22 protein-coding genes and 1 pseudogene are annotated in these 23,555 nt (G+C 65.5%); 11 read left to right on the forward strand and 12 right to left on the reverse strand.

Going from position 1 to position 23,555, the window contains the following annotated elements; all coding sequences use genetic code 11:
- Nucleotides 1-942 precede the first annotated feature (942 nt).
- The 3 genes from HEB94_RS02345 (at nt 943) to HEB94_RS02355 (ending at nt 3,685) form a co-directional block, all read left to right on the forward strand.
- Entirely contained in the window at nt 943-1,386 is a 444-nt protein-coding gene (locus HEB94_RS02345; RefSeq protein WP_192748418.1) for a hypothetical protein, read from the forward strand.
- A gap of 70 nt (nt 1,387-1,456) precedes the next feature.
- Complete coding sequence (locus HEB94_RS02350) at nt 1,457-1,816, forward strand: ATP-dependent DNA ligase (RefSeq protein WP_337918501.1); 360 nt, start codon at nt 1,457-1,459, stop codon at nt 1,814-1,816.
- 648 nt (nt 1,817-2,464) lie between these two features.
- The gene (locus HEB94_RS02355) at nt 2,465-3,685 is read left to right on the forward strand and encodes a glycosyltransferase family 2 protein (RefSeq protein ID WP_192748420.1); all 1,221 of its coding nucleotides are present in this window, start codon (nt 2,465-2,467) and stop codon (nt 3,683-3,685) included.
- A 490-nt stretch (nt 3,686-4,175) separates the two neighbouring features.
- Here HEB94_RS02355 and HEB94_RS02360 read toward each other — a convergent pair whose 3' ends face one another.
- The 3 genes from HEB94_RS02360 to larC are packed head-to-tail and all read right to left on the reverse strand — an operon-like array spanning nt 4,176 to nt 6,052.
- Complete coding sequence (locus tag HEB94_RS02360; protein WP_238361895.1) at nt 4,176-4,538, reverse strand: nuclear transport factor 2 family protein; 363 nt, start codon at nt 4,536-4,538, stop codon at nt 4,176-4,178.
- Between the two features lie 22 nt (nt 4,539-4,560).
- Nucleotides 4,561-5,622, reverse strand: a complete 1,062-nt coding sequence (locus HEB94_RS02365; RefSeq protein ID WP_192748422.1) for an MFS transporter — start codon at nt 5,620-5,622, stop codon at nt 4,561-4,563.
- A 55-nt stretch (nt 5,623-5,677) separates the two neighbouring features.
- Nucleotides 5,678-6,052: a nickel insertion protein gene (gene larC, locus HEB94_RS02370; protein WP_192748423.1), complete on the reverse strand. Its 375-nt coding sequence runs from the start codon at nt 6,050-6,052 to the stop codon at nt 5,678-5,680.
- Between larC and HEB94_RS02375 the strand changes: the two genes are divergently transcribed.
- Complete coding sequence (locus tag HEB94_RS02375) at nt 5,997-6,608, forward strand: class I SAM-dependent methyltransferase (protein WP_337918502.1); 612 nt, start codon at nt 5,997-5,999, stop codon at nt 6,606-6,608. The genes larC and HEB94_RS02375 overlap by 56 nt on opposite strands.
- Nucleotides 6,609-6,774: 166 nt before the next feature.
- Here HEB94_RS02375 and HEB94_RS02380 read toward each other — a convergent pair whose 3' ends face one another.
- Together HEB94_RS02380 and HEB94_RS02385 are read right to left on the reverse strand one after the other, a co-directional pair.
- Nucleotides 6,775-7,071, reverse strand: coding sequence for a superoxide dismutase (locus HEB94_RS02380; RefSeq protein WP_192748425.1), 297 nt, complete (start codon nt 7,069-7,071; stop codon nt 6,775-6,777).
- A pseudogene (locus tag HEB94_RS02385) lies at nt 7,068-7,690 on the reverse strand (superoxide dismutase). The gene HEB94_RS02380 and the pseudogene HEB94_RS02385 overlap by 4 nt, the downstream one beginning before the upstream one ends.
- 243 nt (nt 7,691-7,933) lie before the next feature.
- On the opposite strand from HEB94_RS02385, the gene HEB94_RS02390 reads away from it, so the two are divergent.
- Nucleotides 7,934-8,170 carry a hypothetical protein gene (locus HEB94_RS02390; RefSeq protein ID WP_192748426.1) on the forward strand — a complete coding sequence of 79 codons (237 nt, stop codon included), beginning with the start codon at nt 7,934-7,936 and terminating at the stop codon, nt 8,168-8,170.
- Nucleotides 8,171-8,655: 485 nt separating this feature from the next.
- On the opposite strand, the gene HEB94_RS02395 is transcribed toward HEB94_RS02390, so the two are convergent.
- Nucleotides 8,656-8,976 carry a transposase gene (locus HEB94_RS02395; protein ID WP_192748427.1) on the reverse strand — a complete coding sequence of 107 codons (321 nt, stop codon included), beginning with the start codon at nt 8,974-8,976 and terminating at the stop codon, nt 8,656-8,658.
- 130 nt (nt 8,977-9,106) lie between these two features.
- On the opposite strand from HEB94_RS02395, the gene HEB94_RS48905 reads away from it, so the two are divergent.
- The 6 genes from HEB94_RS48905 (at nt 9,107) to HEB94_RS02420 (ending at nt 13,623) form a co-directional block, all read left to right on the forward strand.
- Nucleotides 9,107-9,526: a hypothetical protein gene (locus HEB94_RS48905; RefSeq protein ID WP_202896069.1), complete on the forward strand. Its 420-nt coding sequence runs from the start codon at nt 9,107-9,109 to the stop codon at nt 9,524-9,526.
- On the forward strand, nt 9,472-9,984 hold the full coding sequence (locus HEB94_RS02400; protein ID WP_202896070.1) for a helix-turn-helix domain-containing protein: 513 nt from the start codon (nt 9,472-9,474) through the stop codon (nt 9,982-9,984). The genes HEB94_RS48905 and HEB94_RS02400 overlap by 55 nt, the downstream gene beginning before the upstream one ends.
- Before the next feature lie 342 nt (nt 9,985-10,326).
- The gene (locus HEB94_RS02405) at nt 10,327-11,586 is read left to right on the forward strand and encodes an IS701 family transposase (protein ID WP_192748428.1); all 1,260 of its coding nucleotides are present in this window, start codon (nt 10,327-10,329) and stop codon (nt 11,584-11,586) included.
- A 266-nt stretch (nt 11,587-11,852) separates the two neighbouring features.
- Entirely contained in the window at nt 11,853-12,233 is a 381-nt protein-coding gene (locus HEB94_RS02410; RefSeq protein ID WP_192748429.1) for a VOC family protein, read from the forward strand.
- Between the two features lie 4 nt (nt 12,234-12,237).
- Nucleotides 12,238-13,164 carry a nitrilase-related carbon-nitrogen hydrolase gene (locus HEB94_RS02415; protein ID WP_192748430.1) on the forward strand — a complete coding sequence of 309 codons (927 nt, stop codon included), beginning with the start codon at nt 12,238-12,240 and terminating at the stop codon, nt 13,162-13,164.
- Nucleotides 13,165-13,410: 246 nt separating this feature from the next.
- A complete protein-coding gene (locus HEB94_RS02420) occupies nt 13,411-13,623 on the forward strand; it encodes a hypothetical protein (protein ID WP_192748431.1) in 213 nt (70 codons plus the stop codon).
- Between the two features lie 683 nt (nt 13,624-14,306).
- Here HEB94_RS02420 and HEB94_RS02425 read toward each other — a convergent pair.
- From HEB94_RS02425 to HEB94_RS02450, 6 genes are all read right to left on the reverse strand, one after another.
- On the reverse strand, nt 14,307-15,602 hold the full coding sequence (locus HEB94_RS02425) for a glycerophosphodiester phosphodiesterase family protein (RefSeq protein ID WP_192748432.1): 1,296 nt from the start codon (nt 15,600-15,602) through the stop codon (nt 14,307-14,309).
- Nucleotides 15,603-16,535: 933 nt separating this feature from the next.
- On the reverse strand, nt 16,536-17,678 hold the full coding sequence (dgoD, locus tag HEB94_RS02430) for a galactonate dehydratase (RefSeq protein ID WP_192748433.1): 1,143 nt from the start codon (nt 17,676-17,678) through the stop codon (nt 16,536-16,538).
- 89 nt (nt 17,679-17,767) lie between these two features.
- A complete protein-coding gene (locus HEB94_RS02435; RefSeq protein WP_192748434.1) occupies nt 17,768-19,582 on the reverse strand; it encodes an ABC transporter substrate-binding protein in 1,815 nt (604 codons plus the stop codon).
- A gap of 501 nt (nt 19,583-20,083) precedes the next feature.
- Complete coding sequence (locus tag HEB94_RS02440) at nt 20,084-21,100, reverse strand: ABC transporter ATP-binding protein (RefSeq protein WP_238361394.1); 1,017 nt, start codon at nt 21,098-21,100, stop codon at nt 20,084-20,086.
- Nucleotides 21,101-21,174: 74 nt separating this feature from the next.
- Nucleotides 21,175-22,380, reverse strand: a complete 1,206-nt coding sequence (locus HEB94_RS02445; protein WP_192748435.1) for an ABC transporter ATP-binding protein — start codon at nt 22,378-22,380, stop codon at nt 21,175-21,177.
- Nucleotides 22,381-22,389: 9 nt separating this feature from the next.
- Nucleotides 22,390-23,553 (reverse strand): ABC transporter permease, encoded by a 1,164-nt coding sequence (locus HEB94_RS02450; protein ID WP_192748436.1) that lies wholly within the window; start codon nt 23,551-23,553, stop codon nt 22,390-22,392.
- Between the last annotated feature and the right edge of the window lie 2 nt (nt 23,554-23,555).

Raw genomic sequence — 23,555 nt, forward strand, 5'->3', positions numbered from 1 at the left:
TCCGCCGAACGACGACTGACGTGCTTGCTCCCTACCGGTTCCCCTCCGGGGCCGGTAGGGACGGCATGCCGATGGATCACCCGCCAGGACCGGCGCGCAGCTGGATCAGACCGCGAAACCTGGCGCCGAGAACGACGGCACCGCGACGGCGTTGCGTGCGGCAGGACGCGCCCCTCTGCTGCGGCTCGGCTGACGAGGTGAGCACCGTAACGGTCACGCCGGACTCTCGATCTGTGGTGGTCATGCCTAGGAAGGTGTAACCCGCAGTCAGGCTGTGACAGGGCCTCGGTCAGCAGGAGGCACCTGCGAGGGCAAGACACTTGACTGGATCCGGGCTGACTCGAGCCGGAACGGCCGATCCTTCTCGCTCCCTCGGGCCGTTCTCCCGGTGCGGAGCGGGCGTTACGCATAATCCGCCACGAACCTTTCCCCCTGATGCCGGCCGAGCCGGCCCTCGCCCGACCACCTGTGCGCCACGGAGGAAAACACGCCCACCAACGCTGAGCCTTCATGGTCGCCTCCCCAATGGGTACCCGAACCTGCCCCTTCCGTGCGCGCAGGCTATGCCGTAAGTCCCGGTCATGAGGAGCCGATAGTCCCATTGTTCTGGCCGTATGTCGGTCGCTATCGTGCTGGTCGAGACGACAGGATGACCATGACTGCGGATCCCCCGGAATGCGATGGGCTCGCGCTACCGGGACAGGCTCGCCGCCATCGGTAGGAGTCTGAGCGTGCGCTCGCGTCTCATCTGGTCGGAGGCATCTCGCGGGGATCCGCCAGCAAGGCTGACCCGACCGCGCTGTCCACTGGAGTGCGCACCGTGAGGGTCAGTCCACAAGCGGTGCGGGAGGCCCTTTCCTTGCAGGCCGCGCCAGGTGCAGTTTGCGGTGACTCTGGCGCGGCGCTCCGCACCGCTCACAGCGGCCGGTGTAGGTGCTTCCCATGCAGTGCTACACCGGCCGCCGCAAGCAGACCCACTCCCGGCGGCGCTGCCGGGAGAGGGTCTGCTGTGCCTCCAGGCCGGCCCCCCCTGAGTTCCTGGGGCCGTCGGCACCCAGTGCCGTCGGCCCCCGGTGTCGCTGGCGAGGCTGGGGCCGGTCGGTTCGGTCGCGTACCTTCCTCGGCGCCCGCTACCGACGCATCGCCCGCCGCCGCGGCAACCACATAGCAATCGTCGCCACCGGCAATACCCTGCCCACCAACGCCTACCACCTACTCGCCGACCCCGACGCCCGCTTCCACGACCTCGGAGCCGACCACGACGAATCGCGCATTAACAAAGAACGCCGCGCCCGCAACCTGGCCACCCAACTGCAAGCCGCCACCGGCCAAACGATTCTGATCCGTAACGGAAAGGCCGTCATCGTCGACCCCGACGCCGCCTAACCACCACCGACCACCCACCCCAGACCGACGACCAACGTTCGGGGTTCGCCGTCTGCCTGGTGACGGTGAGATTTTCGGCTCAGAACCATTGACAGACCTCAGCACGGATCGAGGCGCAGCCAGCCTCGTGCGATACGCCCGACGGCACCACGCCCGTGAGCTCACCGTCACCGAACCCGCGCACCTGGCCGTGTTCGACGTGCTCGAGACGGCACAGGACGGCGATCTTCGGCGCCGCCCGCCGCAGGACCGCCGCGGCGTGCTGGAACGCATGTTCCGCCGCGTCCCACCCCGATCGCCGCTGACCCCTCGCCATGCAGCCGCGGCCCCTGACGTCGCGCAGGAGTGGTACGAGGAGAAGGCCGTCGCCGGCATCGAAGGGCTGATGATCAAGCCCGCGAACGGCCCCCACCCTCCCGGCTGTGGATGAAGTACAAGTCCCGCCAGACCACCGACGCCGTGATCGGCAGGGTCACCGGGAGTGTCCGTCGTCCGTCGGCTCTGCTCCTCGGCGGTTCGCCTCGGTCGCTGGCTCCACTACGCCGGCCGCACCCCCCATCTCACCGACCCCTGAGCCGCAGCGGTCGGCCCGCTCCTCCTACGCGCCGTCAGCGGACACCCGCGGCCCGCGCAGCTCACCCTCATCCTGGAGGTCCAAGCCGACCGGGTACGTGCGCGTCGCACCGTTCGTGGTCTGGAGATCCGCGCCGACGTGGCGACCGACCGGGCACCGCTGGCGCCACGCCGTGCGCATGCTGCGTGTCCGGGCATCGCGCGCCGGGCGAAGAGGTGCCCCTTGATCTCGCCCTCGAGGCCTGATCCCAAAACTGCGCAAATCAGGATTAAAACGTCCGTCACCAAACCGTAATGCAACCTTCTCGGAATCCCGGATCTCATGACCTTCGCTGCATCAGTGATCTTCATGGGGGGAAGAGTGTCCGAGTTTGGGTCGCTACGTCCGATTGGGCGTCATTCGGCCAAGCGGAAGGCTCCAAAACGTAGAGGGCGGGCGAGACTCAGAAGTGGGCGTCTAGCCCGACTCGGCCGGCTGGGCGTTGCCCTGGCTGCGCTCGGTGTCATGCTGTATTGGCACCGTTACTCAGAATTCACTGCGGCCACCGCGGTGTTCCTGTTGGTCGGTGGCTTCCTGCTTTTCATTCTGTTCACCGCCAGCCGTCAGCAGTCATGGGACGACAAGCCAATCCCGGCCGGTCGCATCGTCGTCGCGGTACCCGCCTACAACGAGGATCCCTTCACGCTCCATGCGTGCATTCGGAGCTTGCTGAACCAGACGTGCCGCATCGACGCCATCTACGTCGTGGACGACGGCAGCCCGACGCCCGCACCGGTGCTCCGGGACCCGCGCGTGCATTGGAAGAGGACGAAGAACGGCGGGAAGCGTCACGCCCAGGCCGTGGGGCTGATCGCTGAGGAAGGGCGCGCGGACTTCATCGTCAGTGTCGACAGCGACTCGGTCGTGGCACCCGACGGCGTGGAGAAACTCCTGCGCGCATTCTCCGACCCGCGCATCCAGGCCGCCGCCGGTCTGCCGGTGCTACGGAACCGGGCGAAGAACCTCATCACCCGGCTCACTGACATGGAGATCGTCTACGGGTGCCTCACCCTCCGCCGAGCGCGCAGCGCGCTCGGTGCGGTGCTTCCCACCTCGGGAGCGTTCGCGGCGTACCGCGCCGAAATCTTCTTCGACAACGTCACCGATTACCTGTCGTCCGGCACCTACGGCGACGACCGGAGGCTGACCCACTACGCCCTGCAGCGCGGCCGGGTGGTCAGCGTCGACGACGCGGTCGTGGAGACAGACATGCCCACCACGCCGCGGGCCGTCTTCAAACAGCGCACCCGCTGGTTCAAGGGCTCCTTCCGCTACATGCCGTGGGAGTTGCGCAACCTCAAGGGCGCACCGATCGCGTTCCGGCTATGGAACCTGTCCATGTTCCTGGCCTACCCGATCTTCATCGTCCACAGCCTCGCGATCATGCCGCTCACCGGCCGCGCCGTCGACCTCACGCCGCTGCTCTACTGGCTGACGCTGCTGTACGTCCAGTCGTTCACCTACGTCATCGGCCGCAAGGGTGTATCGCTGGTGGAGCGGCTCCTGTCGTGGCTGTTCCTCACACCGCTGGTGAGCGTGTTCCAGATGCTGCTGATCCGGCCGGCGATGTACTACGCGACCACCCAGGTCCGATCGGACGCCTGGGCGACGCGCGGGGCACCTGCCGAGTCCGGCTCCCCCCTAGTTCCCGTTCCGTCGGTGGAAGCCGTGCGCGCCGCCGTATAGGGGGTCATCCGCTAGGGCTGATCAGCGGCCACCTTGTACACGGACTCGGGTGTGTCAGCGTCGTCCGGCGTGGTGCACGAGGTTCACGTAGCGGCGATGTAATCCCGGCTGCCCCTCCCCATCGTGTCGGCCTTCGCCCCTTCTCCATCAGGTACCAGAGCGCGGCCCAGGCGTCGGCGGTCCGCTCCGGGAGCATCGCCAGCAGGTCGAGTTAGGCCGAGCACCTGGCGGATGTCGTCGGTGACTGGCCGGGTCGCCGCCCTCCGGTCCACGGATCGTGGGCACGCCCACACGGTCACCACAGAGAACCGGCGGCTCGCAGCATGAATTAGCCGTTAAGCAGCTGTCCGGAAGGTTCGGGGCGGGCCATCTTCTGGTGGTGCTGGCCACAATCCGGGCAGCAGCTCTGTACACATCTATTCGCGGCGGTGCAGCCCAATCGTTCTCGTCATCCGCCGGCGCCTACCTCTGGCGTGGGGATCGCCGGGCCCTAACCCTCCGTGGCCTTGCGGACTTCGTACGTGTCGAAGACAAGGATGTCCGAGATGATCTTGCCGTCCTGGACGACGATGCGATCGACCGAACGCAGTGTTCCGAACGGACCAGTCTCCATGTCGTACATGATCATGGCTTCCCGGTCGTCGCCGAGCGCGGAAACGATCCGCACTCCGGTGACCGCCTGAGCGAACTGGCCCACCGCCTGCAAGAACGACTCGGCTCCCCTGACCGTAACTCTCGGGCTCTCGAAGACGACGTTCTCGGCGAGGTGTGCGGCCACGGCAACCATGTCGCGTCGGGCGAATGCCTCAATGAACGCCACTGCGATCTCAACAGGGGTCCTGACTTCGGTCATCACGTCCAGTTCCTTTCGTCATTCACAGTGAACGACCGGCCGTTGTCGTGCCTTGGCTGGCCGTCAGCAATTTGGACCCGCTGGCGGGCGGAGAATCATCATTGGCTCCTGCAGCGACAACGACACACACAACAACGCCCCGTACATACCGAAGTTGAAGACCAGGCCGGTGATCAGCGCCCACCGAAACCGTCCAGACCTGACCAAGGACGGCGGGCAGCAGCGGGTGCGGGCTGCGTCGTTCCACCCCGACGAAGCCCGCGCCAGCGACCACGCCCAGGACCACCAACAGCAGGCTCACGATGAACTGTCCGCGACCCAACTCGATGATCCCACCAGCCACCCCAGCCAATGCGACGATGATGAACACCGTCGCGACCGGCCCCAACCGGCGCTGGTGCGGCCGGCCGGCTGGAGCCAGCAGCAAAATGGTCCCAGCCACCAGGACCGTGGCCGGGACGTTGATCCAGAAGATCGCCAGCCAACCCGCATGTGTGATCAGGAGACCGCCGACGACGGGTCCGGCCGCGAAACCGGTGCTTGCTACCCCGCCCCAGACACCCAGAGCCCGGGAACGAGCCCGCTCCTCCGGGTAGAGGCGACTGACCAGGGCCAGGGACGCGGGCAACATGATCGCCGCTCCAACACCTTGAACGCCCCGAGCGGTGATCAGCATCGCCCAACCGTCGGCACGCGCGGCGGCCACCGAGGCAAGCGCGAAGATCACAAACCCGAGCACACAACTACGCCGGTGGCCGAGTCGATCGCCGATCACCCCCGCGGTCAACATGCAGGCGGCAAACGGCACCGCATAGCCATCCACCACCCACTGCGCAGCGTCGACCCCGCCGCCGAGATCCCGGCGCATCGTCTGCAAGGCGACGTTCACGATCGTCGTGTCAAGCTGGACCAGGCCGAACGTCAGCGCCAGCGCGACCAGGACCACACCCGTCCGTAACGTCCCGTGAGCGGACGGCGTCTTGGGACCGCCGGCCCGCTCGAGCCCGCCGTCCGCTGCTGGAGAAGATGCTGTCATCCGACCATCGTCGGCCGGAAACGTTTCGTTCCCGGGCGAATCGAGCATCCGAAGTTTTCGATGGCGACCGGGCGAAGATGTGCGACGACGGACGTAGGGCGGGTCAGGCCAACTGCGGGGCCAGGCCGGCCGCTGGGACGATCTCGCCGACCAGGAGCCGGAGCACGTTCGCGCGGCCGGCGATCTCGCGCGTACCAGCGCCGAAGCCCTGCCGCAGGACCCGCATCGGCGGCTGCGAAGTCCAGCCAATGACGTGGGTCGCGAGCAGGGCCGCACCGGTCGGCGTACACAGTTCACCGACCAGGCTCCGGCCGTCGTCGCCGGCGTAGAAGGGCGCGTTCGCCGCCGCCAGGAGTTCAACTACCGCGGGAGGCGGCACCGGAAGGGTTCCATGCGCCGCGCTGACCGTTGGGCCCGCCTCCATCAGCCAGCGGTTCCTCGCGCGCAACCCCGGGGCACGCAGCGTCGGCGTCGACATGGACCCAGTGCTGCTGCAGCTTGGTCGCCGCAACCTCGGCGACCAGGACGGCCGGCTCGAGCTCCACCGGGCAGACCTCACCGACCCGAACTGGACCAACCTCCTCGCCGGGCGCAGCATCGACGCTGTGCTCACCACCATGGCGCTGCACTGGCTCACCGCCGACCAGCTCGTCCGGCTCTACCGACAGCTCGCCGACCTGCTACCCGAAGGGGCGCTCTTCCTCAACGGCGACCACATGGCATACGCCGTCGCGGAGCCGACCCTGCAGCGACTCGCCATGACGATGAAGGCCGAGCGAGAGAAGGTGTTCAGCCGCGACGGTAAGGAGGACTACCAGCAGTGGTGGACGGCGCTGGAACAGGTCTCCGCGACGCTGCCCGAGCCAGAGCGGCGGCCTTTCCAGGAACGCCGCCGGGTGCTCGGGGAACGCCGGATCGACACCCGACGCGCCGGCTACACGATGCACCTGACCGCGCTACGCGACGCGGGCTTCGCCGAGGCCGGCCAAATCTGGGGCTACTTCGAGAACCGAGTACTCATGGCCGTTCGCTAAAGCCAAAGCCTGTTTCTGGCAGCCCTGGTCACCGCCATGACGATGGCTGCCCGTTCTCGGCTCGATCAGCTGCGCACACCGCAACCGGACGCCGCCCGGGTGCCGCGAGCTCCGCTTGCCTGCGGGACCTGAGCGAGGCGCCGGTCCAGTGCGGGGACTGGTCGAGTTATGGGCGACGGGGTAGGGCGTTCTCGAGTTGGGTGGTGAGTTCGCGTACGCAGTCGTCCATGCTCTGGCCGGTCTCGCGCCGGTAGAGGCCGAGGGCGATCTCGGCGAGCAGGAGCGACCCACCCGCCAGCGCCCGGTCGTTGGGGAAGGTGCCCATCAGCGTCGCGACGCCTTCGGGGTCGTGGCGATGCCGGGCCGCGAGGACCCCGGCGACCCGCTGGGCCGCGTCGACGAGTTCGGCGAGGTCAGGGCCATTCTCGGGTGGACGGTCGGTGGGTCCCGGGGTCGCGGTCACGGCGTGATCAGTCCCGGCGTTCGGGTGCACGCTGCCTCGAAGCGCGCCGTGACGTCGGCCCAGTTGGCGACCTGCCACCAGGCGGCGACGTAATCGGTCTTGGTGTTGCGGTACTGCAGGTAGTAGGCGTGCTCCCACATGTCGAGCATGAGCAGCGGAACCGAGCCGGGAGCAGGTTGCCCTGGTGGTCGTAGAGCTGCTCGATGATCAGCCGCTGCCCGAGGCTGTCCCAGGCCAGGATCGACCAGCCCGAGCCCTGCAGGCTCGTCGCGGTGGCAGTGAAGTGTGCGCGGAAGCCGTCGAAGGACCCGAAGTACTCCTCGATGGCCGCACCGAGCTCCAGGTTCGGCCGGTCGCCGCCGTCGGGAGACATGTTCGGCCAGAACACCGAGTGGCTGACGTGCCCGGCGAGGTTGAACGCGAGGTTCTTCTCATAGAGGTTCACCGGCGTGAGCGCGTCGTTGGTCCGCGCGTCGGCGAGCTGTTCGAGCGCGGCGTTGGCGCCCGTCACGTAGCCCTAGTGGTGCTTGGAGTGGTGCAGCTCCATGATCTGGCCGGAGATGTGCGGCTCGAGCGCGCCGTAGTCGTAGGGCAGGTCAGGAAGCGTGTAGTCGCTCACGTGCACTCCTTCATCGCGGCCCGCTCCGGCGAGGATGTCGGTCGGGCCATCCGAGGCTAAATGCAAGTTCTTTGCAATAGCAAAGCTACCGCACCGCCGTGGAGGCGGACTGGTGTGGTGTGAGCGGGGTCCCTGTGCGCGCCGTCCTTCGATGCCGTGGCGTTGCTGCATCTTCTGCAGGGCGCGTTGCGCGGGCGACGGTTGTCAACGGTGTCAGCGACTGAGGCGAGCCACTCATTGGGTGTGCTGCTCGACACCGCAGGCGGCTACTTCAGCGCGGCCCGTTTCGGCTGCGGCGCGAGTACAGGCGGCGTGGGCAAACCACAGGGCTGGTACCTGATCGGCCTGCCCCAACTGCTGCCGCTGGCGGGCAAGAGGCCCGGCGTTGCTGATGTCGAGAAGCTGATCGACCTGCGCGAGGAAGTCTGGTGCGGATCCGCTCCACTCCACGCTGATCCTTTGGACGACTCGGTGACTTAGCTGTCCTTGCCCAACAGCCGCCCGTTCCCAGCGGACACCCGGACCTCGAAAGAGTCGCATTGGCGACGGATCGAGCCGCGCTGACGGCGCGTAGACCTCCGGTAAAACCATGGGCAGCGGTCGTGAGGTACCGCTGCCCATCGACTCATATGCGCTGGTCAGCGTATGGCTGGGGTGGGAGGACTCGAATCCCCATCATCAGATCCAAAAGGCAATGAGCCCTCTCTACATGCTGCTGACCTGCGACGATGCTGGCCCTCCCGCTGTCTCAACTGGCATCCATGGCCCCCGAAAGCTGCGGTTCATCACGGGCACCAGTTCGGCGTCTCGGATCGCTCTGGCCGAGGCCGGTCTGGTCTTGGCTGCGTAGTAGGTGCTCGGGGCAATCTTGGTCCCGCCAGAGGACAGGACTTCACAGATCGGCTCGACCCCGAACCTGTCGCGGTGGGCGTCGATGTAGTCGACCAGCACCGCTGTCGGCACGCTTACTTGATCTTGCGGTCGAGCTCCGCGGCCGCGAAAAACGCCGACGCCGTTCGCAGGATCTCATTGGCTCGCTTCAGCTCACGGTTCTCTCGCTCCAGGTCCGCGATCCGCTTGGACTCGTCGCTGCTCGTGCCGGGCCGGACCCCGCCGTCGATCTCGGCTTGGCGCACCCATCCACGCAACGTCTCCGGATGCATCCCCAACTGCTCCGCGATCCGAGCGATCGCACCCGGCCGACTCGCCGGGTCCTTACGCGCCTCCACCGCCATCCGGGTGGCCCGCTCACGCAGCTCGTCGCCGTACTTCCTCGGTGCCGCCATGACTCTCATCCTCCATGGATTGAGAGCCTCCACCAGACCCGGGGCGCTTCAATGAGCCCACTGTCGCCCTTCCCGCGTGCCGGTGGCTTGGACGAATGTTCCCGCCGGTCGGCTCGCATAGCATGTGACGATGCGGTCCACCGCGCACCACCGCGACGATCCCGCCGCGTGGGACGTCGCACGTCCCGAGCGACCCAGCCGCGTGGCTAGGGCTGGTGTCACCATGGCTGGCTTCGGTGTCCGTAACCTGGCCGCACTTCGGATGGTCCCCCACCCGGCCTTGACACTGATTCTGGAGTTCGGCACCGGCCAGCCCATCGTGGACGATGCCGCCGGACGCCAACAGCGGGGAAGTCTCGTCGCCGGACTCGGGTTCGGGTTCGGAGGCGCGGTTCTGGCGCGGGGTGAGAACGTCGTGTGCGTGCAGGTGCGCCTGTCTCCACTGATCGCGCTGCGGTTCTGGGCGCATCCACGGCCGACCTGCAAGGCGCCGCAGTGCCCCTGGAGGACCTGTGGGGCCGGGAGGCGACACAGATCTGTGAGCAACTGAGCCAGATCTCCTCCTGGCAGGATCGATTCGCGTTGACCGACGCGTTCCTCGCCCGCCGAAGTGAGGAAGGTCCGGCCCTAGACCCGGAGGTGGCCTGGGTCTGGGACCAGATCGTGGTCGGCCGTGGCCTGGTCCGGGTCGACGCCCTGGCGGCCGAACTCGGATGGAGCCGTAAGCGCCTGTGGTCCCGGTTCCGGTCACAGATCGGTCTGCAGCCCAAGCTCGCCGCGAAGCTGGTCCGCTTCGACCATGCCGTCCACCGCCTGGTCGCCGGTGAAGGCGCGGCTAGAGTCGCCGCCGACAGCGGCTACGCCGACCAGTCCCACCTGCATCGCGACGTCGTCGCGTTCACCGGAGTGACCCCGACGACCGTGGCCAGCGAACCATGGCTGACCGTTGACGACACCGCATGGCCAGCCACAAACCACCCGCTCGAGGACCCTAGGCAGGTTGGCTGAAGCGCCGTGGTTCCTCGCCTACGCCGACGAACGCAGACCTTCATGAGCAGGCCGGGTGGCAGATGTCGGGCCGTGGGTACGGCAGGTCGTGAAGGTGCCCCGCCCGCCGACCCAAAGGGTAAGGCGAGGTCTCATCGGCTGTCGGCACACCCGGGCGCCCCGCCCGGCAGCCCAGGCCACTCGTGCAGGCCCTATCGAGAAGATCCGCGCAGTCGGGGACCAGCTTCGCCAAGGCCTGGTCAAGAGGTGCTCGATCTGGGCACGTGGGACGTCCACGCCTAGTAGTACTTTGTTAGGTGTGTCGTTCGTGTTCTGTGGTTGATGTTCTGACATGGTCGGTGCATGACTCCTGATCAGATAGCGGAGTTGCGGCCGAGGCTTGGCGAGTTCGCAGCCGACATGCTGGGTTGTCTTGCGCGTTCGGATCAGCGTGCCACGGGTGAGTTGTATCTGCGTGGCCTGTTGACTGATGGTCGGCGTAAGTCGATGCAGCCGATGGCGGAGCGGCTGGGTGTGGATCATCAGCGGTTGCAGCAGTTCGTCACCTCCTCGACATGGGATTTCACCGCGGTGCGGCGCAGGTTGAGCTCGTGGGCTGCGCAGGCGATTGGGCCGCGGGCATACGTGATCGACGACACCGGATTCCCCAAGGACGGGCCTGCCTCGGCGTGTGTGGCCTGGCAGTATTCCGGGACGTTGGGCAAGACCGCCAACTGCCAGATCGGGGTGAGTGTTCACGCGGTCAACGACACCTGCTCGGCGGCGGTCGACTGGCGGTTGTTCTGCCCGGAAAGCTGGGACGACAAGGCCTGTGATGATCCCGAGCAGGCCGAGAAGGTCCGCCGGAAGCGAGCCGAATCCAAAGTCCCTGACGACGTGAGGCATATCGAGAAGTGGCGGCTCGCGCTGGACATGCTTGATGAGCAGACCGAATGGGGGTCGCCGAGGCTTCCCGTCGTTGCCGATGCCGGATATGGGGATTGCACCAGGTTCCGGCTCGGCGTGGAAGAACGTGGCCTGGACTATGTGGTCGCACTCAAAGCCGGCACCAGCGCCCACCCCGGCGAAGCGGAGCCGGTGACACCGCCACCCACCGGTGGTCCTGGCAGACGTCCCAAGCCCCACTACCCGAAGCCGGCATCGAGTCTGCGCGAGATCGCCATGGCGGCCGGCCGCGATGCCTACCAGGAGGTGGCGTGGCGGCAGGGGACCAGAAAAACGAAAGGTAATCCGAGTGCTGCCATGACCTCGAAGTTCGCGGTGTTCGTGGTACGTCCGGCCAACCGCGACATCCCTCGCGCAGACGATGGGACCTTGCCGGCGAAGCTGCTGCTGGTCGAATGGCCCGATGAGGCGAACGAGCCTACCGACTACTGGCTTTCTAACCTGCCTGCCGACACACCGATCGATCAGCTCGTCGACCTGGCAAAGATCCGGTGGCGGATCGAACACGACTACCGCGAACTGAAAACCGGGCTCGGACTCGACCACTTCGAAGGACGCTCCTGGACCGGCTGGAACCGCCACGTCACACTCGTCGCGATCGCCCAAGCTTTCTGCACCATGGTCAGACTCGACCCAAAACAGGATGCGCCGGCCTGAGCTTGTACGCAGTCGTACACGAGCTACAAATCGTGCTCGCCCTCATCGCCGGCGCATGCCCCACCTGCCGACAAGAAGTCACCATCGACCACATCGAAACACTCGCCCCACCATGATCGACATGACAAAGTCCTACTAGGAGTCGACCAAGGCAGCGTCCACTACGTCGACGACAACGAGACCGTGTCTCTGGCGCTGAAACGCTGCGACGTGGCCCAGCCGTGGATGAGACGGGCTGCTCTACCGGTCCATCTAGTGTGGGATACGTGCGCATTGATCGGATAGACCATCTGGTGCTGACCGTCGCCGACATCGACACCACCGTGCAGTTCTACCGTCGCGTCCTCGGGATGCGAGCGGTGACGTTCGGCAGGGGACGTACCGCTCTGGCTTTCGGCCGAAGCAAGATCAATTTGCATCAGGCCGGCCACGAGTTTGAGCCCAAGGCTCATCGTCCGACTCCCGGCAGCTCGGATCTGTGCTTGATCGTTACCGAGCCGTTGGAGCAAGTGGTGAAGGAACTCGCCATGCTCGACGTCCCGGTTGAGGAAGGTCCGGTCGAGCGCACTGGTGCAACCGGCCCCATCCTCAGTGTGTACTTCCGCGACCCTGACCGAAACCTGATCGAGATCAGTACCTATCGCTAACCAGATGATCGACGCCAGGTTCTACTATGCGCGGGACTGGAGGGGCTCCATGCGAGTTGTGGTGACACAGCCTGCCGAGTGGCACGCCGACGGCAACCGAAATTTCGATGCTGTGCTGCGTGACGCCGAAAGGGCGCGAGTCCGGTTCAGCTCTGCAGACGTCATGGTGTTGCCCGAACTGGCCGGCGCAACGCTGAGCGATCGGCGGTACCGACGGCGAGTGGAAGAACTTGCGCGGTCGCTGGGCAGCTGGGTTGTTGGTGGATCACATCACTGCACGTCCAGTTCCGGAACGGTCAACCGTGGAGTTGTCGCCGATCCTGGGGGGTCAATAGTCACGGAGTATGAGAAGCTCAATCCGTACGGTGACGAGCCTGTTGCCGGAGTACGTGGCGGCGTGCGCCCCGGGTCCCTGGACGTCGGCGGCAGCCAGCTTCTCATCTTGCTCTGCGCAGATTTCTGGTACTTCGACTCGCTAGCCAGCACCAGCGTCCAGCCCGACGTCGTGATCGTCCCAGCGTTCTCGGTCACACAACGGCCAGCGCCTGGGATCGCCCGCTCGCTATGGCGGCATATGGCGGTGTCCCGCGCGTATGAGGTCACAGCCTTCGTTGCCATCAGTGACTGGGCCCACCCCTCGGCTTACCGAGGGCGGACGGGATGTGGGGTGGCAGGCTTCGCCCATCCCAACCCCACAACAACGCGGGGGCTGTTTCGCAGTCTCGGCAACAGATCCATCGCCGCCTTCGAGCCAGACTTCGACGCCCTTGCCGATCTACGAGAGGATCGGCGTAGACGAAATTTCGCGGCGAGTCCTCACCTCGGCCAGCCTCTTACCACCCTGGAACACGTACCGAGTGCTGCGCATGACAAGCGCTCGTCGTCAAGCACTACCAAGAGAAGCGTCCCAGGCAGCCCGACTTCCTCGTAAAACCGGTGGCTCACCATCGCAGCGTGCCTCCAGGCCGCAGACCGCCACTTGACGACCGATTGAGCTGCACCCCGACGCTGTTTCGGCTGCGACGCCTTTTCGCTGCTCCTGACCGCGGTTACGACGGGGGCGACCGGGTGATCCTCAGCGGTGCCGCGATGGGTGCAGCGGTACTCGGTGGCCTGATCCTGGTACGGGACGGCGAACCCGGACCCGAACGCCCACCTGGGCACCACCTGGTCGCCGGTGCTCAGCACGAACACCAACGAAAAGCCGGAGCCGCAGGACCGCATCGGCTACGTCGACTACAACACCACCGGCGGCCTCAAGCTGGTCTCCTCCGACACCCTGACCCTCGGTTGGCCATCCGCGACGAACCCGTCCGGGAACTCCTGGGCAAGCGACCACGCGGCAGTCGTGAGCAGGTTCAGTGTGAGTGGCAACCACAAGGGACACTGACCAGGCCGACGAGGTGGGGCGTGGCCTACGCAGGCCGCGCCCCACCTCACACATCGCCGGGCCGGTCCGGACGCTCTGCCGCCGTCACGCCTGGGCGGCGCACTCAGGCTGCGCCCGAATCCCGAAGCCGGGTCGCGGCTACCTGCGTCCTGGCCTCGCTTCCCTCTGCCTCGCTTGACGGCGCCTCCGTTGACGTCCGCCGGCGCTCCGACCACGTGCGGGCGGAGTGCACTCCGCCGAGCTCCCAATGTGCCCTGGCGCCAGCTGTCAGAGCCGCTCTACGACCCAGTCGAGGTGGGCGGTGCGGCGCCGTGACGGCGCGGAGTCGGTGGCGTCAATGGCGGTGCATCGCGATGCGCAACTGGTTCTCCCCGACGCCGCGGTAGGCGTCGAGGTCGACGGTCGCCCACGAGTCTTTCCTCCCGGCGTCCGCGCTGGCGAGTTCGAATCTCGCTGACCCCCCGCGATGCCCCCGCCTTCAGCCGCGAGACGCCTGACGGCATCTCGCTCTCTCCCGCAGGCTCACCAAGGCGGGGTGCTCGGCGGCCAGGAGGCGTCCGTCCGCGAGCTCGTCGCCGGCATGACCCACCCCCAAGCGGTCCCACGCCCGAGGGAGCGCCGGTCGATCGGTGGTGGCTGCGATCGACCGGCGCTCGTTGCTCATCGGGTTAGGAGGTGATGGGTCAGGAGGCGATGTAGGAGTAGAGGTCCTCCATGACCTGGTCGGGGTTGTAGAGGTAGATGTGGTCGGTGACCGTGTCGGCGAGCACCGGAGTAGTCAGGCCGTTGAAGTGCGCGTTGGGCCGGTCGGTGCCGGGGCCGACGTAAACCTTGTAGAGGCTGCCCGGTTCGATGACAGCATCGTCGCCCACCCGCAGGAGGGTGTTGCCGAACTCGCGCAGGGTGTAGCCGCTGATGTTGATCGGCTTGTCGGTGGTGTTGCGCAGCGCGACGTACTCGCCCCCGTTGACCGCGACGTCGCTGCCCTCCGGGTTGTACACCACGCTGTCGACGATGACGCCGCGGTTGGTGCGCAGCGGCTTCTTGTCGGCGAGCACTGCCTTGGCGACGTTGGGCACGTCGGTGAACATGTAGTCGTAACCCTGGTGTTCGATCATGCTCAGGAGCGAGGGACCGTCCTCGACCTCGCTGACGACCTGCAGCCCGAAGGACTGGACCCGCCTGACCTGGGAGGCGGTGGTCTGCACCGGGTTGCCGGCGACCGCGGTGGTCCAGGTGGCGAGCTCGGTGAGCACCTCGTCGCTCGCCGTCATGAAGGGGTAGCCGCTGCGGAGCAGCAGGGTGGGCACCTCGGGCAGCAGCGCGTGGAACTGGCGCAGGCCGGCCTCGTCGAAGGACTGGACCCAGATCTGGGGGGCGCGGTTCTTGGCCTTGAGGTCGTGGGTGTAGCCCCAGGCGCGGAGCTCCTTGGCCAGGTTCTCCACCATGCCGGGGTAGAGCGTCGGGGACTTGAGCTCGGGGGCAAGGCCGGCTCGACCGTGGTTGAGCTCGAACCACTCGTGCAGGGTGAGGATCTGCTGCCCGGCGAAGGCGGGGTCCCACCACGAGCCGGCGTCGAGCTGCTTGATCTCGGCCAGGGTGAAGTCAGCGACGTTCCACGGGGCGCGGTCGGGGAAGACCTCCTCGACGTTCGTCGTTCGCGCGAGGGTGTTGTCGTGGATGACGACGAGAACGCCGTCCTTGGTCTGGGCCAGGTCACCTTCGAGGACGTCCGCGCCATCGGCCAGGGCACGTTCGTAGGCCGCGGTGGTCTCCTCCGGCGCGTTCTTCGATGCGCCGCGGTGTGACCACACGACCGGCCCGCGGGGGTTCGCGCGGTGGACGGCACCCTGGTTGGTGTCGGTGATCGATGCCGGCGAGGCCTCCGCGGGAGGAATGGTTGCTGCTGCGGCGGCCAGGCCGGCGACGAGGACGAGTGCCGATCGCAGATGATTGACGATGAACGCTGGGCGTTGCATGGGGGCCTTCCGAGTAGTAGGCAGCGCACGAGTGCAGTTTCGGGGCGTGGGAAACGTAAAGACCCACCTCATCCGGCGGATGAATCCCTAGCGACGATGCGACTGACGGCCAACAAACGCCGAGAACGCGACAAGAAGCCCCGCGATACCTGAAGGGGTCTGACGTGGCCCGCGGAGCGGCCACCACCGACGAAGCGCGCCTGCAGTTCGGGATCCGCCGCGCCGACTGGCAGCTGGGTTCCGCCCGCATCCTCACCGCACCCTAGGTGCAGAGCCATAACACCACCGAGGAGCCCGCGGCCGTGTCGCCCCAGCCGTGCGACAACGTACAACGCGACGGCGTGACCTGGTCGTCGACCTGCCCGCGCATTCGTTCGTCACCGTCGAAGTCCAGCTCGGCTGACCAGCACGGCCCTCCCTGCCGGCTGTGTCGCCGGCAGCTTCCAAGCCGGGGCCCGCCCAGGTGCCCAGTTCTTCGAGTTTCGGCCGTGGCCACCGCGCGATCAGGATTGGCTCCAGGGCGCGTCACCCGCTTGAAAGGCGCGCAGGCATTCGACAAGCGATCGGCGGGCATGAAGGAAGGTCTGTTCGAGACACTGGCCACGTCCGGCTGGAGCGGCGCCATCCTCGACGGCGCCGCTGGCCTGAGATGGCCTGGCACCGGCGGACGACCGATGACCAGCAATGGTCCATCCACTTGATCGACACGGCCAACCAGTCCATCACGGACTCTGCGGGCCAGGTCGCGCAATGGGTGAGCCAACAGCGCACCTTCCTCCGATCCGGGCACCTCGCGTTGTCGCGAGGTGCCCGGATCAGCCATCGCCTGGAGCCGAACCGAACTCTTGATCCGCTTTCGCGGCAGGTTCTGGACGTGACCCGCCCGGAGGCGCCACCAACATCCTCGCGGGCGGGCGGGCCGCTACTGGCCCACTACTGGTCCATCACGGATCCGTCCGTACGCAACCGGGTGACAACCTCACGCTTCACCTCGGGCAGCATCTCCAGCGCATCACGGTTGAGTGTGACTCCGATGCCCGGATCGCTGGGGATCATCAGGTATCCGTTCCCGTCGTGCCCGATCGGCGGGCTCATCAGCAGTGACCTCGGCGGTGACCATTCACCGGGGTACTCCTGGAGAGCGAAGTTGGGAATGCACGCCGCGATCTGCAGGCAGGCCGCGGTTGACACCGGGCTGAGCGGGTTGTGCGGAACGACACCGACATGATGCGCCTCGGCCAGGGCGGCGATCTTCTTGGCCCCCGAGATCCCGCCCACCAGGCACACGTCGGGACGCACGTACTGCACAGCGCCTCTCGCCAACAGCATCTGGAACTCCCACAGCGAGGTCATCCGCTCACCAGTCGCGATCGGAATCGAGATCTTGCTCGCCACGTAAGCCATCTCGTCGAAGTTGTCCGGAGTAACCGGGTCCTCGTAGAAGAAGGGCCTGTACGGCTCGATCGCACGGCCCAACTGGATCGCCTCAGCCGGGTTCAGCCGCCGATGGATCTCGACGCACAGGTCGACTTCCGACCCGACGGCCTCCCGGTACAGCCGAACCGCCTCGGCCGCCTCCTCGATCAACCGCACTCCGGTGTGCACGGCGAAGGGGCGGTCCCTGGGTTCGTCGAGGAACGGAGTCAGATGTCCCACCGCGGTGAAGCCCGCCGCGCGGGCCGACTTGATCCCGGCCAGCAGTTCCTCCCGGGTCGAACCGAACACGTGGTGGTACGCCCGCGCCCGGTCACGAACCGGACCGCCCAGCAGATGATGCACCGGCACCCCGAAGTGCTTGCCGGCGATATCCCACAGCGCGATGTCCAGGGCGCTGATCGCCCCCATGATCGCGGACCCCCGAAAGTGGCTGAACCGGTACATGTACTGCCAGTGGTGCTCGATATGCAAAGGATCCTTGTCCACGAGATACCGGCCGAACTTCTCCACTGCCGCCGCGGACGACTCCAGGAAACCCCATGCGCCCGACTCCCCCAGACCGGAGATGCCGGCATCGGTGTGCACCTCGACCAAGAGATACCTGTCAACGAAATGGCACTCCACGCCAGTAATCTTCATGCTGTGAACCTTTCGCCAGGTGAATCGTATTCCCTCCCTGCCGAACCCAACTGAGTCTCGGCAGTCTTACGCTGAAGAAGCAGCCCCTGTTATTCGTCCCAGTAGTACTGCTCTGGCTTCGTCCAGCCGGGAGTCGGGTAGAAGTCCGCCTCCAGTTCCAATTTCTCAGGAGCATTACGCAAGGAATTCTGTACGACATCGTAGCCCGTTGGATTGAGAACCGTCCCAATGACGTAGAACTCCTCCTGGGAGATACGGAGAATCTGCTTGAACAACTCTTGCTGCTTGTCTTTCTCCACGGTCACCTTGAGTTGGTCGTAGAGCATCATCTGACGGCGGGTGGCCTCGGGTGGCTCCTCACCGTTCCGGCCTGAGGACTCATACCAGGCGCCCCACTCCACGGCGAAGTATGACGTCGTGTTGTAGGGGAAGAACCATTGCGGATTCAGCATCGCGTCGTTCAGACCCGAGTCTCCATCATCGATCACTGCGTCGTGATCATTATTCTCCATCTGCGCGAAGATCAAGGAACCTGCCGCCCCATTGACGCGGACCTCGACACCAACCCCTGCGAAATATCCTCTGATTAGTTCCGCCGTGTCTGGCCACGTCGATATACTGTCGGTACGCACGCCGAGGGCGAACGAGATTGGCTCTCCGTCGGGCCTCAGGCGGACGCCCTTGGCGTTGCGTTCCCGATATCCCGCACGATCCAACTGCATGTTGGCTTTCGCGCGGTCGAACTGCGTGTACTGCTTGGCCAGTCGCTCGTCGTAGAAGTCGGATTCCCGACGTGGCGCCAGCTGCCAGGGCTCACCCTGACTCTGCAGGATCACATCGATGATCTCTTGACGATTTATTGCGTAGGACAGTCCGATACGGAAGTCCTTGTTCTGAAACACCGTTCGTAGCGCCGGATCCTTGTGGTTGAGGTTGAGGGAGATACTGGCGGCGTTCGGGTCCGAGACGAGCCGATCAATGAAGTGGTAGCCGCCCTCTTCCCGCGTGCGAGCCAGGACGGGCTTGTATCGCACCGCCATGAACTGGTCGCTCAGGATACTCAGCTCACCACGGCTGGCCTTGAGGACACCGACATCGGGAGTTTCGATCACCTCGATGACGACCTCGTCGAGGTACGGCAGCTGGCTTCCCTTGGGATCGGTCTTCCAGTAGTAAGGGTTCCGCTCCAGCACGAGACGATTTCCACCCTCAAGCGGCTTGTTCACCCGCCACGCAAACAACGTCGGGATATCGGGGTTCTGCCAGTAGGCTAGGTCTAGGGACCCTGCTCCACCCTTACTCAGAAACAGTTCTGTCCAGGACGGATACCCTTCCTCCTTCGCCAAGTCCAGGATGTTCTCGTTGTACTTCTCGTGAAACTTCTCGAAGTAGTGTCTGGGATAGTCCGTCAAGACATTTCCGCGACCGGCCGCGAGGTTTTGCAGGAGTAGACTGTTCGGCTCGACAAAAACGATCCTGAACGTATAGTCGTTCACTTTCTCGAGCGTCGGCGGCTTGTTGCCAGCAGAGAACCACGCAGGGAAGATTGGGTTCAGGGCCTTGTTGCGCAGCACGTCGTCAAACGCGAACACGATGTCGTCGGCGGTGAAGGGTTTCCCGTCAGACCATTTCACACCCTCGCGGAGATGGAAGGTGTACTGGCGCCCACCTGTTGCAACCTCCCACGACTCGGCGAGGTTGGGGACGGCCCCAGTCCAGTCCTTGTTCCAGCGCGCCAACCCGTCGTAGGCGATCTTCATGTCGGAGTCCGGACTGGGAACCGCCGTGTTCCACGTACCCCCATAGCGACCGATGCTCGTGGTCGGTTCGACGACCAGCGGCTTCGTTGGGAGGCGGTCCTTGAGTGCCGGCAACTCCCCAGCTTGGACCCTTCCGGCGAGCATGGGGGGCTCACCTCCAGGAGCCGCACTACCGCCGCTCGAGCCCTTCGCATCTCCGTTCTTGTCGGGTTCGATGGACAGGTCGCACCCGATTAACGGGGCGGCCGCCATGATTGACAGCCCCATGCGTAAAAGGTCGCGTCTGGCTGTTCCTCGCCTGTCTTTCGCCTTATCCATGGCACAAACCCCCAAAGTGACTGGCGCACCTGGCCGTCCGACGCTCCGCGGGGCATCCACTTCCGCACCTGACTGACATGGCAGAGGGTGTGGATACAGGAATACGTCGACGACGGAAAATCCCCAATGGGTGGGCCTACCTCGCCCGATCCTCGAAAGGACTCCGAGGCCAGCGAGGGGCGTGACTTGCAACTGATCTGGCCCGCGCAATCTGCGAGGGTTCTGGAATCCTAGAACGGGTTCCTAATGAAATCTATGCAACTCTTTTGGGAGTGTCAAGGCATTGAGATCTCCTGACTCGGGTTCCGTCTCACCTGGAAGAGTCGCCTAATCCAGGGGCTCGCCGGTCGCTGCTGGTTTCCCACCCATGACGCCGATGAGATTGAGTTCCTCGGAGAAGTGGCAGGCGGCCTGGTGTTGTGCGGAGAGGTGGCGTAGGTCGGGGCGTTCTGTCGAACACTTCTCCTGGTTGTAGTTGCAGCGGGTGTGGAAGAGGCAACCGCTGGGCAGTTTGGAGGGGTCGGGGAAGTCGTCGGACAATCTGATCCGGCGTGCGGAGCCTCGTAGCCGGGGGTCGGGCTTGGGTACTGCCGAGAGTAGGGCTTCGGTGTAGGGGTGCTGAGGGTTGGTGTAGAGGTCTGCTGTTTCTGCGAGCTCGACGATCTTGCCGAGGTACATGACAGCGACCCGGTCGCAGATGCTTTCCACGACCGAGAGGTCGTGGGAGATGAACAGGTAGGTCAGGTCAAGTTCGTCCTGCAGGTCACGTAACAGGCTGAGGATCTGTGCTCGGACCGAGACGTCCAGGGCGGAGACTGCTTCGTCGGCGATGACCAGTCGGGGTTGGACGATGAGTGCCCTGGCGATGTTGACTCGTTGCCGTTCGCCGCCGGAGAAGGCGTGGGGGTATCGGCGCATGTGGCCGGGTGAGAGCCCTACTTTGCGAAGCATGGCGGCGACGCGGTCCTCCAGTTCGCTTCCGGATGCGATGCCGTAGGCCTTGAGGGGGTCGCCGACGATCTGCAGGAGCGTCATGCGGGGGTTGAGCGAGGAGAACGGGTCCTGGAAGATGACCCGGATCTCCCGCTGGAACTGGCGAAGCTCCCGCCGGTCGATCCCCGCTAAATCGGTCGTCCGGCCCTTTGCGTCGGTGTAGTGAATGCTGCCTCCGCTGGGCTCCTCGGAACGGACGATGCAGCGACCAAGAGTCGTCTTGCCGCAGCCCGACTCACCAACCAGCCCAAGGACCTCACCGGACCGGATCGTCAGATCGACGCCGTTGACCGCGTGCACGTGTCCGGTAGTTCGAGCCAGCAGCCCACGCCGGCGAATCGGGAAGCGCATCGCCAGCCCCTCCACACGAAGGAGGACGGCCTCACTACTAGGTACGGACGTTCCAGCCGGCATAGTCGGAGCGGTCACTTCTCCTCCCCTGCGTCGAAGGTAGCCCTGACCCTCTGCGAGTCGACGCCGTGCGCGTGCAGAAGTTCCGCGTCGTGCAACACGCATCTCGAAAGGCTGGGACCGACCCGTACCTGCGGCGGATCCACCGTGTCGCACAGGCCGGCGATCGCGTGCTCGCAGCGAGGATGATAGGGACAACCCGGAGGCCGGTTGAGTGGGTGCGGAACCTCCCCTCGGATGGACGCCTTGCGCTGCCTGACACCGCTGCCCATGGTGGGGACGGAGGTGAGCAGCGCCTTGGTGTAAGGGTGTTGCGGGTGGTGGAAGATGTCGTCCACGCTGCCTTGCTCGACCACGGTCCCGAGGTACATCACCACTACCTCGTCGGCGACCTCGGCAACCACGCCGAGGTCGTGGGTGATGAAGAGCATCGCCATTCCGGTGTCGGCCTGCAGTTCGGTTAGCAGGTCGATGATGCGGGCCTGGGTGGTCACGTCGAGTGCGGTGGTTGGCTCGTCGGCGATCAGGAGGCTGGGTTCGCAGGCGAGTGCGATGGCGATCATCACCCGCTGGCACATCCCGCCCGAGAGCTGAAACGGGTAGGAGTCCATGCGCTGCTCTGGCCGTGGGATGCCAACCCGCTCCAACAAGGCGACGCCGCGGCTCCAGGCATCCTTCCTCGTGACCCGTCGGTGTAACATGATCGCCTCGACGAGATGCTGCGCCACGGTGTACATCGGCGAGAGCGATGCCATCGGCTCCTGGAACACCATCGAGATCTCGTTACCCCGCACCTGGCGCAGTTCCTCACCGTGCGGGTCCAGGACGGCGAGGTCGATCCGGTCAGCTCCCTCTGCGGTTCGCGGACCTCGCTTCGTCGACCTTCCACCAGCCGCCTTGGTCCTGAGCCCGCCGCTGGGCTTCGTACTTCCTCTCCGACTCCGAGCCCGTGTGGAGTCCCCAGCGACCTCCAGCCCCTTGTCGACAGGCGGACGACGCAGCCAGATGTTTCCCTCGACGATCCGCCCGGGCGGGTCGACGAGGCCGAGGATCGACCGCGCAGTCACCGACTTGCCACAGCCAGACTCCCCCACGACGCAGACGGTTCGGCCGCGCGGAACGGTGAGACTGACGCCGTCAACGGACCGCACGACACCCTCGTCGAGAAAGAAATGCGTCTTGAGGCCTTCCACAGAAAGCAGTACGTCCTCTGTGAGCATCCGCACTCCCTAGCGTTTGTATGGGTCAGCAGCGTCCCGCAGCCCGTCGCCCATGAAGTTGAGGGAGAGGACTGCGACGATGACAGCCAGGCCTGGGATCATGAGCCAAGGGGCGGTCGCGACGGTGCGGATGCTCTGCGCCTCCTGGAGCAGAACACCCCAGCTCACGACGGGCGCCTGTAGACCGAGGCCGAGAAAGCTGAGCGACGTCTCTGCCAGGATCATGCCCGGAATCGACAGCGTTAGCGAGGCCACCAGATGGCTGGTGAACGATGGCAGCATGTGTCGGAAGATCACTCGTCGCCTTGAATTTCCGTCGAGGTGCGCCGAGCTCACAAACTCTTCCGTGCGGAGCGACAGGAACTTTCCGCGGGTCACCCGAGCCAGATCGGTCCAGGCGATGATCGCGAGTATGACGGTGATCGCGAAGTATCGGCGCAGCGGTCCCCAACTGCCTGGTAAGGCTGCGGCCAGACCAAGCCAGAGTGGCAGCGTAGGGACGGACATGAAGAACTCCACGAGACGCTGGATCAGGGTGTCGACTTTGCCGCCGAAGTAGCCGGACACCCCACCAAGGGCGACACCGAGTGCGAAGGCCATGGCTACGCCGATGAGGCCGATCGTCATCGACACGCGTGTGCCGTAGATGGTCCTGGACAACAGATCGCGCCCGCTGCGGTCAGTGCCGAACAGGTAGAACGGCTGGCCAGGGCTCTTGGGACCGATGAGGTGCCGGTCCATCGGGATAAGGCCCCACATCCTGTACTCGGCGCCCCTGACGAACAGACCCACCGGGATCTTCGATCCCTGGTCCAGCGTGTAGATCCGGTCGAGCGTCTCCTCATCCATCGACGATCTATAGCCGTCGACGTACATCCCTAGCTTCCAGCCTCCGTCCTCCCCACGATCGAGCACGTGGAGGCGCTGGGGCGGCGCGTACGCGTGGGGAGCGTCAAACTTCGAGGGCCCGGCAGGCGCCAGGAACTCTGCGAAGACCGCTACGAAGTAGATCGCGATCGTCACGACCATGCCGACCATGGCAAGTTTGTGCTTCCTGAACGCCCACCACACCAGCTTCGACTGCCTCGCGGAGAAGATCTCCTCCCTCGAGTGATCATCCTCAGTGACCACGTGCGCCGGCCCAGGGCCGGTCGGCGGCAAGGTCTGCGCCATCT

It is taken from the genome of Actinopolymorpha pittospori, from assembly GCF_014873875.1.
Lineage (GTDB): Bacteria > Actinomycetota > Actinomycetes > Propionibacteriales > Actinopolymorphaceae > Actinopolymorpha > Actinopolymorpha pittospori.